A 15,192-nucleotide genomic window follows, 5' to 3' on the forward strand; every position below is an offset into this window, starting at 1 on the left:
CTCACGATGACGAACTGCCCGCCGAAGCTGCGCGGGGATCTGTCCAAGTGGCTGTGCGAGATTAACACCGGCGTCTATGTGGGCAACGTGAGCAGCCGGGTGCGGGATGCGCTGTGGGAGCGGGTGTGCCAGAACCTGAAAAACGGGCAGGCGACAATGGTGTTCACAACGGCGGGAGAACAGAGGATGGACTTCCGCACCCACAATACCACATGGGAGATGGTGGATTTTGACGGCATCAAACTGATGCGGCGGCCGCTGCCGCAGATGGAGCAGAACCAGCTGGATCTAAAGCCCGGGTTCAGCAAGGCAGCGCAGTGGCAGGCGGCGCGGAAAGCAGGCAGAACGCAGCGGGGCAGAGCGGATTACACCGTGATCGATCTGGAGACCACCGGACTGAAAGCCGCGTCGGACGCCATCATCGAGTATGGAGCGCTGCGGGTACGGGATGGCGTGCCGGTGGAGGAGCTGACGATGCTGGTCTGCGGGGTGGAAAAAGTCCCGGCAGAGATCACGGCGCTGACCGGCCTCAGCGCTGCGGAACTGCAGCAGGGAACAGAGCCTCGGGAAGCATTGCAGCGCTTTTTGACCTTCCTTGGCAAAGACCCGCTGGTGGGGCACAACATTGCCTTTGATCTGGAGTTCCTTCGCATGGCCTGCAAGCAGTATGGTTTCCCGATATTGACCAACCATCAGACGGACCTTGCACAGCTCGCCCGCAGAAAGCTTTCAAGGGTCGCAAACTATAAGCTGGCAACGCTGGCGCAGCATTTTCAGCTGGCAGAAAAGGTGGAGCATCGCGCTCTGCCGGATTGCCGCCTGATCCAGCAGGTCTATTGCAAACTGAAGGAAACGGCAGTACAATAGCAGCAGGAGGCACGGTGCTACGGGATCTTTTTAGTCTTTTCCCCGCATACGCGGGGGTGATCCTACCTTGTCCGGCGGGAAAGCGAGTAACCTTCACTTTTCCCCGCATACGCGGGGGTGATCCCCGAGGTTGGCGTCTTTGCAAAGGACCCGGACACTTTTCCCCGCATACGCGGGGGTGATCCCAAGGGTCTTGTCTAGGAGAGCCGAGACCTTGGCTTTTCCCCGCATACGCGGGGGTGATCCCGCGGGGCAGTTGATTCCGTTCTACTGTGATGACTTTTCCCCGCATACGCGGGGGTGATCCCACAATATGATGTCGAAAACTCCGGAAGATTACCTTTTCCCCGCATACGCGGGGGTGATCCTTTGAGCGATGGCGCAATGAGAGGGGGTATCAGCTTTTCCCCGCATACGCGGGGGTGATCCCAAGTAAGCAGGGCTCTCCGATGAAGAACAAAGCTTTTCCCCGCATACGCGGGGGTGATCCCCATTCGAGAACGCTCTCTTTTGAGAGGGGAGACTTTTCCCCGCATACGCGGGGGTGATCCCCACGGACGTCCCGACAGTGGGACAGGTGTTATCCTTTTCCCCGCATACGCGGGGGTGATCCCACCTTCGGGAGGCTATGGAAGCCTGGGCGGAGCTTTTCCCCGCATACGCGGGGGTGATCCTGCAAAGTACTGGATGCAAGGCAGAGAGCCGGACTTTTCCCCGCATACGCGGGGGTGATCCCTCGTATTGCATCTTTGTCGTTGCTTTGGTCGTCTTTTCCCCGCATACGCGGGGGTGATCCCCATCATGGACGGCGTCAAAAAAGGAAACCTCGCTTTTCCCCGCATACGCGGGGGTGATCCCTCCTTCCAGTGTTCCCACAAAATCCTGTTGGGCTTTTCCCCGCATACGCGGGGGTGATCCTCCGCAAGCGGTAACGCTGGAAAAACTGCCGGACTTTTCCCCGCATATGCGGGGGTGATCCGCATCGGCTTGCAGGCCAAAAACACGAAAGTGACTTTTCCTCGCATACGCGGGGGTAATCTGTGAAGCTTGTCGTAACCATCGTGCAAAATAGACTTTTCCTCGCATACGCGGGGGTAATCCCTTGACCGATGACGTCACCTTGCAGGACGATGGCTTTTCCCCGCATACGCGGGGGTGATCCTGCCCAGTTTCTTGGCCCATTCGAGTGTGCCGTCTTTTCCCCGCATATGCGGGGGTGATCCCTTCCGCGTTTCCGTCAGCCGCGGTGCATCCGGCTTTTCCCCGCATACGCGGGGGTGATCCCACCCGCACCGGCGTTGCAAGCGGTACTGCGCTCTTTTCCCCGCATACGCGGGGGTATTTCTGATTCCAGCAGAACGCCGTCGGCCTTGCGGGGCGGTCGTGCATCCGAGTATCGGCAGGCCCGGCGGGTCAGAGCTGATTTATAACCGGTATTATGCATATATTCTTGTAAATACGAATAAAAGCTAAGAAAATGCGAATATGTACTTGCATTTTCCGCGAAAAAGGTGTATTATCCCTCTATCGACGTCATACGCCGACAATAAACGAGAGAGGGATTGGAACATGATGTCTTTTAAGAAAATCGCTGCGGCGGTCATGGCGGCTGCCATGACGCTGGCCGTAGTGCCTTCGGCTTTTGCCTGCACGGCGCTCTACGTCGGCAGTGACCTCACGGAGGACGGCACGACGATGTTCGGCCGCATCGAGGATCTGGGAACCAACGACAACAACAAGCTGTTCTATGTCAGCGCAGCCGGGAATCACAAGGCAGGCGAGGTCTACGATGGCTGCTACGGCTTCACCTACACCTTCACCCACGACAGCTACAGCTACACCGCGCGCCGTGACGACAACACCTCGGGCGTCTGCCCGGACTGCGACGGCACCCACGACCACACGCCGTATGAGGAGGCTGGCACCAACGAGAAGGGCGTCATGGTCTCTGCCACCGAGTCGCTGTACGGCAAGGACGCTGCCCTTGCGGTTGACCCCTATGTGGACGACGGCATCGAGGAGGCCGAGATCACCACGGTCCTGCTCAGCGAGGCAGGCACGGCCCGCGAAGGCGTCGCCCTGCTGACATCCATCTATGAAAACGCCGGTGCAGCCGGTGGTTCCGGCGTATTCATCGGCGACCAGAACGAGACGTGGTTCGTCGAGAACCTGACGGGCCACACCTACGTCGCCCTCAAGCTTCCGGACAGCGTCGTGTTTATGCAGCCGAACGTCTCGGCCATCGGCAAGATCGACCTCGATGACACGGATAACGTCATCGCATCGGCAGATGCCATCTCCGTCGCACAGGAGGCCGGGACTTTCGTGGGCGATGCAGCGGCGAACGTCATCGACTGGAACGCTTCCTATAACAACGAGGACAACGCCCGGATGCCGGCCGGCCTGAACTATCTGAACGGCGTCGATACCTACACCGAGGACAACTACACCGAAGCAGACTACGCGATGAGCAACATCGGCGGAGACGGCAGCATCGTCCCGCTCTACTCCAACATTAAGCTGACCAAGAAGTTCGGCGTCGAAGACGCGCTCAACTTCTTTAGGGTCGAACCCATCGGCAAGACCAACAACGTCGAGACCCACCTGTTTCAGGTCAGCTCCACCGGCGAGCTGGACACGGCCATCGTCGAGTGGACGGCCTTTGACGACGACGTGTACAACGCCTTCGTCCCGTACTATCCGCTGCTGACCACCGACACGGCAGATGTCTACAAGTACTCTCCCGCGAAGGTCGTCCGCTCGGACGAGCAGCCCACCGAGGGCGTCTGGTACAAGGATCAGAAGGGCAGATACTACACCTACCCGGAGGACTGGACCAAGTCCTTCTACGGCGCACGGGATGCCCTGTCGAACCTACTGACCTACGGCGATGTCTCCGAGAAGGACAAGGCTGCGGCCAAGGCAGACTATGCCGCCCTCCAGAAGGACATCATGGAGGAGTTTGCAGAGATGAAGGCTGCTGTCGCTGCTGCCGATACGAAGGAAGCAAAGCAGGCTGCCGCCACCACTGCAAGCAACAAGATGAGCGAGAAGGTCTACGAAAAGACCGTCAAGATGTACAATAAGCTTCAGAAGAAGCAGGAGGCCCGTGCATGGTTCGGGTCTCTGCTGAATAAAAACTCTTAAACTGAATCAGAATCGACTCCCCGGGAAGCGGAACAGCTCCCCCGGGGAGTCCTTTTTGTGCAAAGAAATCCCCGGCCCCTGCATCTGCGCAGGAAGCCGGGGAAAGGAGAAAAGGGAAAATGAAAAATGAAGAAGGTAACTTAGAATAGCGTTTTCGTGTTCTGATAAACAGCCTTATACTTCTGATAGGCCTTATCATAGACCGATGCCGCCGCAGAATCGGGGTAGAGGACTTCGCTCTCAGCGGCCAGCTTCTTACCGAAGTCGCGGGTGACGTCGGTAAGGCCGACACTCTCGGCGGCGATGATAAAATCGCCCAGAGTTTCCGTCTCACCGCTCTTGAGGCGGACAATGGGACGGTTCAGCACGTCGGCGAAAATTTGACACCAGACGCGGCTGTTGGCTGCGCCACCGCCCAGAGGAATGGGGGAAATAGACTTCTTGGCAGCAGGCATAATTTCCATGCAGTCCCGCATAGAGAGTGCGACGCCCTCCATGATGGCGCGGACGAAAGCACCGTAATCGGTGGAAAGGCTCATGCCGAAGAAGACGCCCCGGGCGTCGGAGTCCCAGATGGGGGACTTTTCACCGGCCAGATAGGGAAGATAGACCAGACCGTTGCAGCCTGCGGGAACCTTCTCAGCCAGCGTGTTCATGTAATCGTAGACGGACAGGCCCGCAGCCTCGGCCTTCTGCTGGACGGCGTCGCCGAAGACATCACGGAACCAGCGCAGGGAGATGCCGGCGTTGTCGGTGGTCTGCAAAATGGTGTACAGGCCCTGATAGGGGCTGCGGCAGTTCAGCAGACGCTTATCGTAGATGGGCTCGCTGCCGATGTAGCAGATGCGGCCGCTGCTGCCGATGGTGAGGGCGACATCGCCCTCCTGCACAGCGCCTGCGCCCAATGTGGCCACTACGCTGTCCAGACAACCGGCAGACACCGGTGTACCGGCTTTTAATCCGGTGATGTGGGCAGCCTCCTCGGTGACGCCGCCCACGATGTCGCAGGGGTCGTAGGGGGTAGGCAGCAGCGAGAAAGGAATCTCCGCCTTTTTGGCGATCTCGCGGCTCCACTCGCCGGTGCGGATGTCAGACAGCGAGGTGAGGCTCATCCGGGGGCGGTTCATGGAGAACTTGCCGGTGAGTTTCTGGATGATGTAGCCGCTGGGCATCAGCATTTTATACGCCCGAGCCACCAGCTCGGGGCGGTTGTCGATGAGCCAACGCAGAGAGGGCAGGCAGAACGAGCCCTTGTCCAGCTTGTCCGCCGTGACGCGGAGGACGAGCTCCTCGCCGACATGCTCACGCAGCCACGCCACCTGCGGGTCGGCGCGCTTGTCGTGGTGGCCGATGGCGTTGTACACCGGCTCGCCTGCCTCGTCAACCAGCGTCATGGCATTGGTGCAACTCAGGCCGATGGAGGCGATGCGGCTGCTGTCGATGCCTTGCTGCTCAAAGCAGTCGCGTAGATTCGTCTGGACGGCGTTCCACCAGCGATGGGGATCCTGCTCGGTCCAGGACGGCTGAGGGTGTATCATGGAGTACTCCTGATAGGCGTGGGCGACAAGCTCACCCTTCAGGTCATAGATCGCACATTTCGTACCGGTAGTGCCGATGTCGATGCCCAGCAGCAATGTTTCGTTTTGAGTCATATCCGTGGCTCTCCTCCTTTACCAATCAAAAGCGCAGTCCGTGGGAGGGCAGAGCATCCTGCTGTGCTTTCGTCATAGCGATGCCACGGTCACCCAGAAGCAGGAAAAGCTTCGCCTCGTCCTCAATCTCCTCGATGATGTTCAGCGCCTCCTCCATGCTGCGGCCCACGGCTAAAGGACCGTGATTTGCCAGAAGCACCGAGTTGCGCTCTGCGATGAGAGGGAAGACGTGGTCGCACAGTTCTACCGAACCGGGCGTCATATAAGGAAGGATGGGCAGCTCACCCACGCGCATGCTGTAGCCGGGGGTATACACCGGGATAGCGCAGGAGGAGTCTGCATTCTTCATACAGGAAACGGCCACAGCATTGCTGCTGTGGACATGGACGAGGGCCGAGACGTCCGGGCGGGCGCGGTAGCAGGCCAGATGCATCCGCCACTCTTTCGACGGGATGCCGCCGTTGGGGCAGGTGTAGCTTCCGTCCATCTGCAGCAGGACGAGGTCTTCTTCCTTTAAGGATTCCAAGCTCCGGCCGGAGGGGGTGATGAGGATGCCGTCGTCGCAGCGCAGGCTGATGTTGCCGCCGGAGCCGCTGACCAGCCCCTTGGCGTGGATGAGGTGGCAGGTATCAAGAAAAAGCTGTACAGAGCCAGTATGGTTCATAAAAGTAGCCTCTTTCTTTTTCGGTGCCCTTCTATACTATACCATAAAAGACGCGCCGCGCGCGAGTACAGGACAGAAAAGGCACAGGATAGGGCCGGACGGGAGGCCCGGCAATGAAACGTGAAATGGAAGCAAAAATTTTTAGGTAAATTCTGAATTGATTGTAGCAAGTTGCAGGACAAAACGCAAGCGGCAAAACGCTCAAAATGGTGGCCTTTCTCGAAGCGATTTGCACAAAACGACGCGAAGGAGGCCGTCGGATTGGCAATATCCACAAGAAAATTTTGATTTTCTTGTGGAAAAGACATCTTGTGCCACTGCGCGAAGGTGTGATATGATAAGGCCAGCAAAATCTTTAGGTAAATTTGGGGAAGTTTCATGAACACAGTACAGAACATCGAGTGCGTTACGGATCTCAGCCTGCTGGTCAATACCTCTTTAGTAGATGTGGTGGCAGACAAGATCCGGGAGAATATTTATACCGGCAAGTATGAGGCCGGCAAGAAGCTTATCGTCCGGGAACTGTCCGAGGAATTTGGTGTGAGCCATACGCCGGTGAAGGATGCATTGAACCGTCTCATCTCCGAGGGCTATGTGGAGGCGCTGCCCCGCCGTAGCATGGTGGTGCGTACCTACACGAACGCCGAACTGCTGGATGCGCTGGAAGCTCGCATGATGTGCGAGGTTTTTTACGCAGATGCGATTATTGAGACGTCAAAAGGACACCCTGAGCTGGTGGAGGAGCTGAAGGAAGTGATGGCAACGACCCGCCGTTTGGTGGCGGAGCGCGGCGAACACTTCAACGCCGACTGGGTCGCAAATGAGGTGCGGTTTCATCGCTGCTATATGCTTTACTGCGGCAACGCCCGTGTGGTCAAAATGCACCAAGACCTTGGGACCAACCGCATCACATTTCTGGCCTATCTCGGTGTCAACCATACTCCGCTCAAGCTGAGTACACTGGAGTGCAACCTTATGGAGCATCAGGCCATCGTGGATGCTATCGCAGCTGCAGACTCTGCCCGCTTCATCAATGCAGTTACCCGCCACATCGCCCGCGCCACCGACGACTACGCCACCGATGACGAATGCCGTGCCAAGGCTGCCCGTATCAAGGCGCTGAAAGCAAAATACGAAGTTTGATACAGATTGATTTTTATTTTTGGATCAAATGCAGGAGACCTGAATAGAAAAGGGTCTTTTTGCTCTAATATTTACCTAAAAATTTAAAATTTTAGAGCGAGATATAGCCTGCGCGCAGCAAATACACTGAACCCAACCTGTTGAGAAAGACTCCGCAGGTTCAAAAAGGAATAAGAAAATTTAGGAGGACATCGATTATGAAAATCTCTCGCAGAAATTTCCTGAAGGTTCTTGGCTCTGCAACAATGGCAGGCGCTCTGGCAGCCTGCGGCGGTTCTTCTTCCACCAGCGCTGCTGTCTCCGGCGCAGCATCGACTGCCGCAGCGGCAGCTCCCGGCACTACTTATACGATGAATATCGGCTCGGTCATGAGTGCATCTCACCCCTCCATCGTCGCGCTGCAGAGCTTTGAAAAGGCTGTTGAGGAGCGCACTAACGGCGGCATTCAGGTCGAGATCTACACTGATAGCGCGTTGGGCGGTGAGAGCGACCTGATTGAGCAGGTGCGTGGCGGTTCCACAGAGGCCTGCATGCAGATGGGTGCTGCAAACTTCGAGGGCATCAACGCAGAGGTCAACGTGGCCCTGCTGCCCTTCCTGTTCACCAGTCTGGAAAACGCCCGCAGCGCATGGGGCGGCGACTTCGGCGCTCAGTTCGCCGAGAAGCTCATCGAGCCCATGGGATTCAAGGTCCTGTCCATCTGGGAGAGCGGCTACCGTCACATGACTAACAACACCCGCCCGCTGGAAAAGCCCGAGGATCTGAAGGGAATCAAGTTCCGCACCAACGAGAACAGCATGAAGGTCGCCATGTACGACGCACTGGACGCTTCCATCGTCATCATGGCCTTCTCTGATGTTTACACCGGCCTGCAGAACGGCACCATCGATGGCCAGGAGAACCCGCTGTCCAACATCTACTCTTCTTCTCTTCAGGACGTGCAGAAATACCTGTCCCTCACCGGCCATATGTATGACGCCGCTCCTTTCGTCTGCAATATGGACTGGTTCAACAGCCTGCCCACCGAGTATCAGGAAATCTTGATGGAAGAGGCCAAGAACGCCCGTGAGATCGATCTGGAAGAGAACGATGAAAACAAGTACCTCGACCTGCTGAAGGAAGCAGGCATGGAGGTCAACGAGGTCGATAAGGCCGCCTTCCAGGCCAGAATGGACGGCGTGTGGGCCGATTACGCCTCTCAGTACGCCGACGGCCAGAGCTGGATCGACTTGGCCACCTCTTTTAATAAGTAAAGATAAGAGCCTGTCGGCCTCCGAGAGAAAGGAAGGAATAGACTTTGGCAAAGAAGCTTCTCGATACCATCAAATTCCTGCTGCGACTAATTAGCTGCGTCTCCATCTGCCTGCTGGTGGTCATCGTGTTCATGCAGGTCATCAACCGCAACTTCTTTGACCACTCATTTACTTGGGTGGAGGAAGTGGCCAGCATGGCGATGGTTTTCATCACCTATCTGGGCGCGGCAATGGCTACCATCAACAACGGCAATACCCGCATCGATTTCTTTATCCGCAAGCTCCCGACCCCGGTGCATAACGCTTTCGAACTGCTCGACGACGTCATCTGCATCGTGTTCCTTGTCATCGTGTCCACCATTGCCTATAAGCAGATGCTGACCAGCTGGTCCATGCAGACCCCCGCCCTCCGTCTGCCTCAGGGTATCAATTATCTGGCCATCCTGCTGGGCTGCGTGCTGATGATCGTCTTCTATGTGGTTTGGGCCATCCTGCACCTGATGAAGCTGATGGGCAGGGATACCTCTAAGGAAGAGGAGGAATTGAATCGATGAATACTGGATTGATCCTGATGTTTGTTGCGCTGGCGGTCTGCCTCCTCATCGGCGTGCCGGTCGCATTCTCCATCGGCATCAGCTGCATGACTCTGCTCTACGTCAACGGCGGCCCCTCGATGGACATTCTGCTGCAGCGCATGGTCAGCGGCGCAAAGAGCTTTAACATGCTGGCGATGCCCATGTTCATCTTTGCCGGTGCCTTGATGGTCTACGGCAGTACACCGCGATTGATAAAGCTGGCGAATATGCTGCTTCGTAAATTCCCCGGTGGTCTGGGTGCAACGGCTATGGCTGCCTGCGGCTTCTTCGGTGCCGTTTCCGGTTCCGGTGTCGCCTCTGCTGCCGCCATCGGCAAGATCATCGGCCCCTCCATGCTGGAGGAGGGGTATCCCAAGGGCCTGACGGCCGGCCTTATCGCAGCCGGCGGCACGATGGCCTGCATCATCCCGCCCAGCATCGTCATGGTGGTCTACGCCCAGTCGGCCAGCGTCTCCGTGGGCGATATGTTCCTCGGCGGCGTGGCCCCCGGCCTGTTGACCATCATCGCCCTCATCGCCCTGAATAGCTTCTTCGCTGTCCGTCGGCAGAAGAAGGAGAACAAGGACCCCCACGACTACACCGTCAATGAGCGCATGAAGATCATTCTGGATGCTCTGCTGCCCCTGCTGATGCCCGTGGCCATTCTGGGCGGCGTCTTTTCCGGTCTGTGCACCGCTACCGAGGCCGCTGTTGTGGCTGTGGTCTACGCGCTGTTCCTCGCCGTGTTCGTCTACCGCGAGCTGACCCTGAAGGACTTCTTCAAGGTGTCTGCTGACGCTGTCGTTTCCACCGGCGTCATCATGCTCATCATCTCCGTCGCTTCTCCCTTCGGCTGGCTCATGTCCACTCAGAAGGTGCCCCAGATGTTTGCAAGCTGGCTGATGAGCATCACCGACTCCAAGTTCCTTATCCTCGCCTTCATCTTCCTGCTGCTGATGATCCTTGGTATGTTCATGGAGACAGTCTGCATCATCATCCTGACCACCCCCATCCTGTTGCCCATCGCGGTATCGGTCGGCCTGACTCCGCTCCACTTCGGCATCGCCCTGCTGATGACCCTGATGGTCGGCAGCCTGACCCCGCCGCTGTCGGTCAACCTGTTTACCTCCTGCCGTGTGCTGGGCATGAAGGTGGACGAGGCCTTTCCCGATACGCTGTACGTCATCGGCACGGTGGCACTCATGGCGATTCTGACCTTCACTATCCCCGGATTGGCGGAATTCCTGCCCGCTGTTCTGGGCGGCTAATAAAAACGCAGCTGCGCTACCATTGCATGACAAGCCCCCGGTCTCTGTTTTCAGAAGCCGGGGGATTTTTGCGTCTTCTCCGTTGCATTTCGCCCGAAAGTATGTTTCAATAAAAAGTAGTGAATAGCAGTTTGCGTTTTGAATGCACAAGCAACATCCGCAAACTGCATATCGCAAATATGCCGTTTTGATAGGCACTATTTTTGAAAATTGCGATAAAAATGAGTCGGAACGGGGAAAAGGAGGCTGCGGGATGCTGAAGATCGCGGTTGTCGAAGACCAGCAGGAGGTGCGGGATGAGCTGTGCCGGTTCATCCGGAAGTACGCCGCCGAAAACAGCCTGCAGGTGGAGGCCGTGCCCATCGAGGACGGGGCGGTCATCGCGGCCCATTACGAGCCGGGCTGGGACATCATCTTTATGGATGTGGAGATGCCGGGGCTGGACGGCTTCGGCGCGGCGGAAAAGATACGGGCCGTGGACGGGGACGCCGTGCTGGTGTTCGTGACCAACATGGCGCAGTACGCCATCAAGGGCTATGAGGTGGATGCGCTGGACTATGTGCTCAAGCCGGTGAACTACTACCAGTTCTGCACCAAGCTCTCCCGGGCCGTCCAGCGGGTGGAGCGCCGCCGGGGCGGGCAGGTCGTTCTGCAGCTGGCAGGCGGCGGAATGCAGGTGCTCTCCACCAACGACATCTATTATCTGGAGACCCGTGACCGGCTGCTCTGGTATCACACCGCAAAAGGGGAGTTCTCGGTCCGGGCCAGCCTCGCCAGCGCCGAAAAGCAGCTGGCACAGTACCATTTCTCCCGCTGCAACCAGTGCTATCTGGTCAACCTGCAATACGTCAAGGCCGTGGAGAACGACTTCGTCCACGTCAACACCGACCGCTTGGAGATCAGCCGCCGCCAGCGCGCGGCCTTCCTCACGGCGGTGGCGTCCTACATCGGAGGTGTGCTGTGAGCATCGTTTTCCACCATGTCATCTTCCGGGCGCTGCTGCGCTGGGGTGCGGCGCTGGCCTTCTGTCTGCCGCTCAAACGCCGGCCCGGCTTCCGCCTCCGTGCACTGGGGATGCTGCTGCCGCTGATGGGCCTGACCTGTGTGCTGGATCCTTCGGCCCAGAGCACCAACCTCCACGAGCTTCAATTCTCGCTGCTGGCGCTCTATGTGTCCTTCTTCGTCCTGTTGGGCATGATGATCTACGCCTGCGTCGAGATCGACCGGAAGGGGGCACTCTACTGCGCGGTGTGGAGCCTGCTTACCTCCCAGACGGCCTATGAGGGCTGGCGGCTGGCGGAGGTGTTCTTTGAGTGCCGTGGCACCCCCCTCAACATCGATGGGCTTCCGGTCCGGCTGGCCCAGCTCACCACAGGTGCGGTCTTTTATTTCGTCATCTGTAACGCCCTCTCCCGGAAGATGTCTTATAAAGGAGAGTACCACATCGGCCCGCGCCAGCTGACCAGCGCCTTTTTCATCGGCATCCTCTTCATGTTCCAAGCTGCGCTGCTGAGCAGCAGAGAGATGTTCGAGATGCCCGCCAGCCTTGCGGGCACGGTGCTCATCGGACAGTTCTACTTCCTGACCCTGCTCTACTTTCAGACCGAGGTGTTCAAGAAGTCGGCCATGCAGAAGGAGATGGACACCCTCAACCTTTTATATGAGCGCCAGCGGGAGCAGTATCAGGTGGCGCGGCAGAACGTCCAGATCATCAACAAGCGCTGCCATGAGCTGAAGCTTCAGATCGCCGCCCTCCGCCAGATGTCGGGCGCGGCGTCCGACCCGCCCGACCCGGAGCTGAAGGCCCACATCGACGAGGCCGAGAAGGCGGCACAGCTCTACGACGCCAGCCGCAACACCGGCAACGAGGTGCTGGACGTGGTGCTCACCGAAAAATCGCTGCTCTGCGAATCCCGCCGCATCCAGCTCAATGCGGTGACGGACGGCAGCTGTCTGGGCTTTTTTGAGGCCGGCGACCTCTACGCCCTCTTTGCCAATATGCTCGACCACGCCATCGAGAGCGCCGTGCAGGTGCCCGAGCCGGAGCGCCGCTGCATCGACCTGCTGGTCTGCACCCGTCAGAGCTTCGTGGTAGTGAACGTCATCAGCCCCGACCGTCTGCCGGAGGCCGCCGACACCCGCGCCACCCACTACGCCGTCAAAGTGACAAACCGCATCGTCCAGAAATATAAAGGGACTCTGACCACCGAGAGCCAGAACGGCTTCTTTGCGGTGAAGATCATTTTTCCGCAGGGGAAGTAACCTCTCCGTCAGCGCTGACGCGCTGCCACCTCTCCTATCGAGGAGAGGCCTTGGCATTCCGCAAAGCTTCGTCTCTTCGCCAGAGGCTCCCCTACAAGGGGAGCTGTCTGCGAAGCAGACTGAGAGGTTGTATGAGGGAGAGCCTGCCCCACGCCGCAGGCATAACGAAGAGGTTTAAGACCGTCTCACAAAATAAATGTGGGACGGTCTCTTTTCTTTTTGCATTTTTCTTGTTGTATCCATCTATTTGTGAGAGATGCACAAATATATTAGTTTTGATTTGGCGGCGCAAAACCGAATATCCCCGCCATCCGACCGATTATCGCAACGCTCTTGCGAAAGAAAAAGTCTTTGATAAAATAATAGCGAAATCAAAAAACGACCGCACAACAGAGAAAACACCACGATACACACGGGAGGAAAACGAATGCGAAGCATTGCCAAGCTTATGCAGAACTGGCAGTTCACCGGGCCGGACGGCTCCACGGCAGCCGTCGTGCTGCCCCACACATGGAACGCGAAGGACGGTCAGGACGGCGGCAACGACTACTGGCGCGGCACCTGCACCTACAGCACCACCTTCGCCGCTCCGGCGTTCGACACAGCTTCGCAGCAGGTCTGGCTCCAGTTCGAGGGCGTCAACTCCAGCGCTAAGGTCCTGCTGAACGGCAGGACCATCTGCACCCACGACGGCGGCTACTCCACCTTCCGTGTCCACATCTCTGAGCTGCTGGAAAAAGATAACCGCCTCACCGTCGAGGTGGACAACAGCATCAACGACCGCATCTACCCCCAGAAGGCCGACTTCACCTTCTACGGCGGCATCTACCGCGACGTCAGCCTGATGGTGGTCCCGAAAGACCACATCGCGCTGGGCCACTTCGGCGACACCGGCGTGAAGATCACCCCGGCCCTCAAGGACGGCAAGGCCGACATCCGGGTCGAGACCCTCGTCGAGGGCGAGGGCGTCCTCTCCGTTGAGCTGCTGGATGCGGCCGGAAACATTGTCGCCACCGCCGAGGGAGCAGACGCCAAGCTCCACCTCGAGACGCCCCACCTCTGGGACGGTGTGAAGGACCCCTACCTCTACACCTGCGTCGTCCGCCTGAGCCGGGACGGCAGGGTGGTGGATGAGGTGTCCACCCGCGTGGGCCTGCGCACCTTCTCGGTGGACGCCAAGAACGGCTTCTTCCTCAATGGCCGGCCCTACCCGCTCCACGGCGTCTCCCGCCATCAGGACCGCAAGGGCGTAGGCAACGCCATCACCCGCGCGATGCACGACGAGGATATGGCCCTCATCCGGGAGCTGGGCGCGAACACCGTCCGTCTGGCTCACTACCAGCACGACCAGTATTTCTACGACCTCTGTGACCAGTACGGCATGGTGGTCTGGGCGGAGATTCCCTATATTTCCGAGCATCTGCCCAATGGCCGTGCCAACACCATCAGCCAGATGAAAGAGCTGATCTGCCAGAACTACAACCACCCCTGCATCGTCTGCTGGGGCGTCTCCAATGAGATCACCATCTCCACCAAGGACAAGGCCGATATGCTCGACAATCACCGGGAGCTGAACGACCTGTGCCACAAGATGGACCCCACCCGCCTGACCACGCTGGCCTGCTATGCCATGTGCGGCCCCTTCAACCCGGTGGCCCACATCACCGACCTCGTCAGCTGGAACCTCTACCTCGGCTGGTATGTGCCGGGCCTGTTCCTGAACGACCTGTGGATGGACTTCTTCCATCTGGTCTACCCCAACCGTCCGCTGGGCTTCTCCGAGTACGGTGCCGAGGGTATGCCAAACCTCCACAGCGCGAAGCCCCGCCGCGGCGATCACACCGAGGAGTATCAGGCTGTCTACCACGAATATATGCTCCGCTGCTTCGACCGGCATAAGTGGATGTGGGCTACCCACGTCTGGAATATGTTCGACTTTGCAGCCGACGCCCGCGATCAGGGCGGTGAGCCGGGCATGAACCACAAGGGCCTCGTCACCTTCGACCGGAAGACCAAGAAGGACAGCTTCTACCTTTATAAAGCATGGTGGAGCGAAGAGAATTTCGTCCACATCTGCTCCAAGCGGTTCACCGACCGCACCGAGAGCGAGATCGAGGTCAAGGTCTATTCCAACCAGAAGTCCGTCGCCCTCTACTGCAACGGGAAGAAGCTCTCGGAGCAGACGGGCGAGCACGTCTTCCAGTTCCGTGTGCCGCTTACCGGCAGCATCGAGGTCAAGGCCGTGGCCGGGGACTCCATCGATACCGCGTCCTTCCGCCATGTGGACACCCCGAACCCCAGCTACAAGCTGGTCAAGACCAAATCCAAGAGCGCGAACTGGGTCTGATAATGTTCCGTGAA

11 protein-coding genes and 1 CRISPR repeat array are annotated in these 15,192 nt (G+C 58.2%); of the genes, 9 read left to right on the plus strand and 2 right to left on the minus strand.

What is annotated here, in order from left to right:
- Window positions 1-6: 6 nt before the first annotated feature.
- Together cas2e and ACT8X9_RS02655 are read left to right on the plus strand one after the other, a co-directional pair.
- Window positions 7-867 (plus strand): type I-E CRISPR-associated endoribonuclease Cas2e, encoded by an 861-nt coding sequence (gene cas2e / locus ACT8X9_RS02650; RefSeq protein WP_249233698.1) that lies wholly within the window; start codon window positions 7-9, stop codon window positions 865-867.
- A 35-nt stretch (window positions 868-902) separates the two neighbouring features.
- Window positions 903-2,212: direct repeats of the CRISPR family, unit length 28 nt; unit sequence CTTTTCCCCGCATACGCGGGGGTGATCC.
- Window positions 2,213-2,436: 224 nt separating this feature from the next.
- Window positions 2,437-4,014 (plus strand): C69 family dipeptidase, encoded by a 1,578-nt coding sequence (locus tag ACT8X9_RS02655; RefSeq protein ID WP_444268031.1) that lies wholly within the window; start codon window positions 2,437-2,439, stop codon window positions 4,012-4,014.
- A gap of 140 nt (window positions 4,015-4,154) precedes the next feature.
- Here the strand turns inward: ACT8X9_RS02655 and ACT8X9_RS02660 are convergent, their stop codons facing one another.
- Both ACT8X9_RS02660 and ACT8X9_RS02665 read right to left on the minus strand, forming a co-directional pair.
- The gene (locus ACT8X9_RS02660) at window positions 4,155-5,666 is read right to left on the minus strand and encodes a xylulokinase (protein ID WP_444268032.1); all 1,512 of its coding nucleotides are present in this window, start codon (window positions 5,664-5,666) and stop codon (window positions 4,155-4,157) included.
- Between the two features lie 25 nt (window positions 5,667-5,691).
- Window positions 5,692-6,330: a class II aldolase/adducin family protein gene (locus ACT8X9_RS02665; RefSeq protein ID WP_227620147.1), complete on the minus strand. Its 639-nt coding sequence runs from the start codon at window positions 6,328-6,330 to the stop codon at window positions 5,692-5,694.
- Window positions 6,331-6,708: 378 nt separating this feature from the next.
- On the opposite strand from ACT8X9_RS02665, the gene ACT8X9_RS02670 reads away from it, so the two are divergent.
- The 7 genes from ACT8X9_RS02670 to ACT8X9_RS02700 all read left to right on the plus strand — a co-directional run bounded on the left by ACT8X9_RS02670 (window position 6,709) and on the right by ACT8X9_RS02700 (window position 15,178).
- The gene (locus tag ACT8X9_RS02670) at window positions 6,709-7,473 is read left to right on the plus strand and encodes a GntR family transcriptional regulator (RefSeq protein WP_444268033.1); all 765 of its coding nucleotides are present in this window, start codon (window positions 6,709-6,711) and stop codon (window positions 7,471-7,473) included.
- A 197-nt stretch (window positions 7,474-7,670) separates the two neighbouring features.
- Entirely contained in the window at window positions 7,671-8,726 is a 1,056-nt protein-coding gene (locus ACT8X9_RS02675) for a substrate-binding domain-containing protein (protein ID WP_444268034.1), read from the plus strand.
- A 44-nt stretch (window positions 8,727-8,770) separates the two neighbouring features.
- Window positions 8,771-9,280 carry a TRAP transporter small permease gene (locus ACT8X9_RS02680; protein ID WP_444268035.1) on the plus strand — a complete coding sequence of 170 codons (510 nt, stop codon included), beginning with the start codon at window positions 8,771-8,773 and terminating at the stop codon, window positions 9,278-9,280.
- Window positions 9,277-10,569: a TRAP transporter large permease gene (locus ACT8X9_RS02685; protein ID WP_444268036.1), complete on the plus strand. Its 1,293-nt coding sequence runs from the start codon at window positions 9,277-9,279 to the stop codon at window positions 10,567-10,569. The genes ACT8X9_RS02680 and ACT8X9_RS02685 overlap by 4 nt, the downstream gene beginning before the upstream one ends.
- Window positions 10,570-10,822: 253 nt before the next feature.
- Entirely contained in the window at window positions 10,823-11,533 is a 711-nt protein-coding gene (locus ACT8X9_RS02690; protein WP_227620152.1) for a LytR/AlgR family response regulator transcription factor, read from the plus strand.
- Window positions 11,530-12,831 (plus strand): GHKL domain-containing protein, encoded by a 1,302-nt coding sequence (locus ACT8X9_RS02695; protein WP_444268037.1) that lies wholly within the window; start codon window positions 11,530-11,532, stop codon window positions 12,829-12,831. The genes ACT8X9_RS02690 and ACT8X9_RS02695 overlap by 4 nt, the downstream gene beginning before the upstream one ends.
- A gap of 427 nt (window positions 12,832-13,258) precedes the next feature.
- A complete protein-coding gene (locus tag ACT8X9_RS02700) occupies window positions 13,259-15,178 on the plus strand; it encodes a glycoside hydrolase family 2 TIM barrel-domain containing protein (protein ID WP_444268038.1) in 1,920 nt (639 codons plus the stop codon).
- Window positions 15,179-15,192: the final 14 nt, after the last annotated feature.

The sequence above is a fragment of the Faecalibacterium sp. genome (assembly GCF_052358865.1).
Taxonomy (GTDB): domain Bacteria; phylum Bacillota; class Clostridia; order Oscillospirales; family Ruminococcaceae; genus Faecalibacterium; species Faecalibacterium butyricigenerans.

Bases quoted from the DNA above. Each gene is read 5' to 3' on its own strand.
- ACT8X9_RS02675 (WP_444268034.1), top strand. From the start codon at position 7,671: ATGAAAATCTCTCGCAGAAATTTCCTGAAGGTTCTTGGCTCTGCAACA.
- ACT8X9_RS02690 (WP_227620152.1), top strand. From the start codon at position 10,823: ATGCTGAAGATCGCGGTTGTCGAAGACCAGCAGGAGGTGCGGGATGAG.
- cas2e (WP_249233698.1), top strand. From the start codon at position 7: ATGACGAACTGCCCGCCGAAGCTGCGCGGGGATCTGTCCAAGTGGCTG.
- ACT8X9_RS02700 (WP_444268038.1), top strand. From the start codon at position 13,259: ATGCGAAGCATTGCCAAGCTTATGCAGAACTGGCAGTTCACCGGGCCG.
- ACT8X9_RS02655 (WP_444268031.1), top strand. From the start codon at position 2,437: ATGATGTCTTTTAAGAAAATCGCTGCGGCGGTCATGGCGGCTGCCATG.
- ACT8X9_RS02670 (WP_444268033.1), top strand. From the start codon at position 6,709: ATGAACACAGTACAGAACATCGAGTGCGTTACGGATCTCAGCCTGCTG.
- ACT8X9_RS02665 (WP_227620147.1), bottom strand. From the start codon at position 6,330: ATGAACCATACTGGCTCTGTACAGCTTTTTCTTGATACCTGCCACCTC.
- ACT8X9_RS02660 (WP_444268032.1), bottom strand. From the start codon at position 5,666: ATGACTCAAAACGAAACATTGCTGCTGGGCATCGACATCGGCACTACC.
- ACT8X9_RS02685 (WP_444268036.1), top strand. From the start codon at position 9,277: ATGAATACTGGATTGATCCTGATGTTTGTTGCGCTGGCGGTCTGCCTC.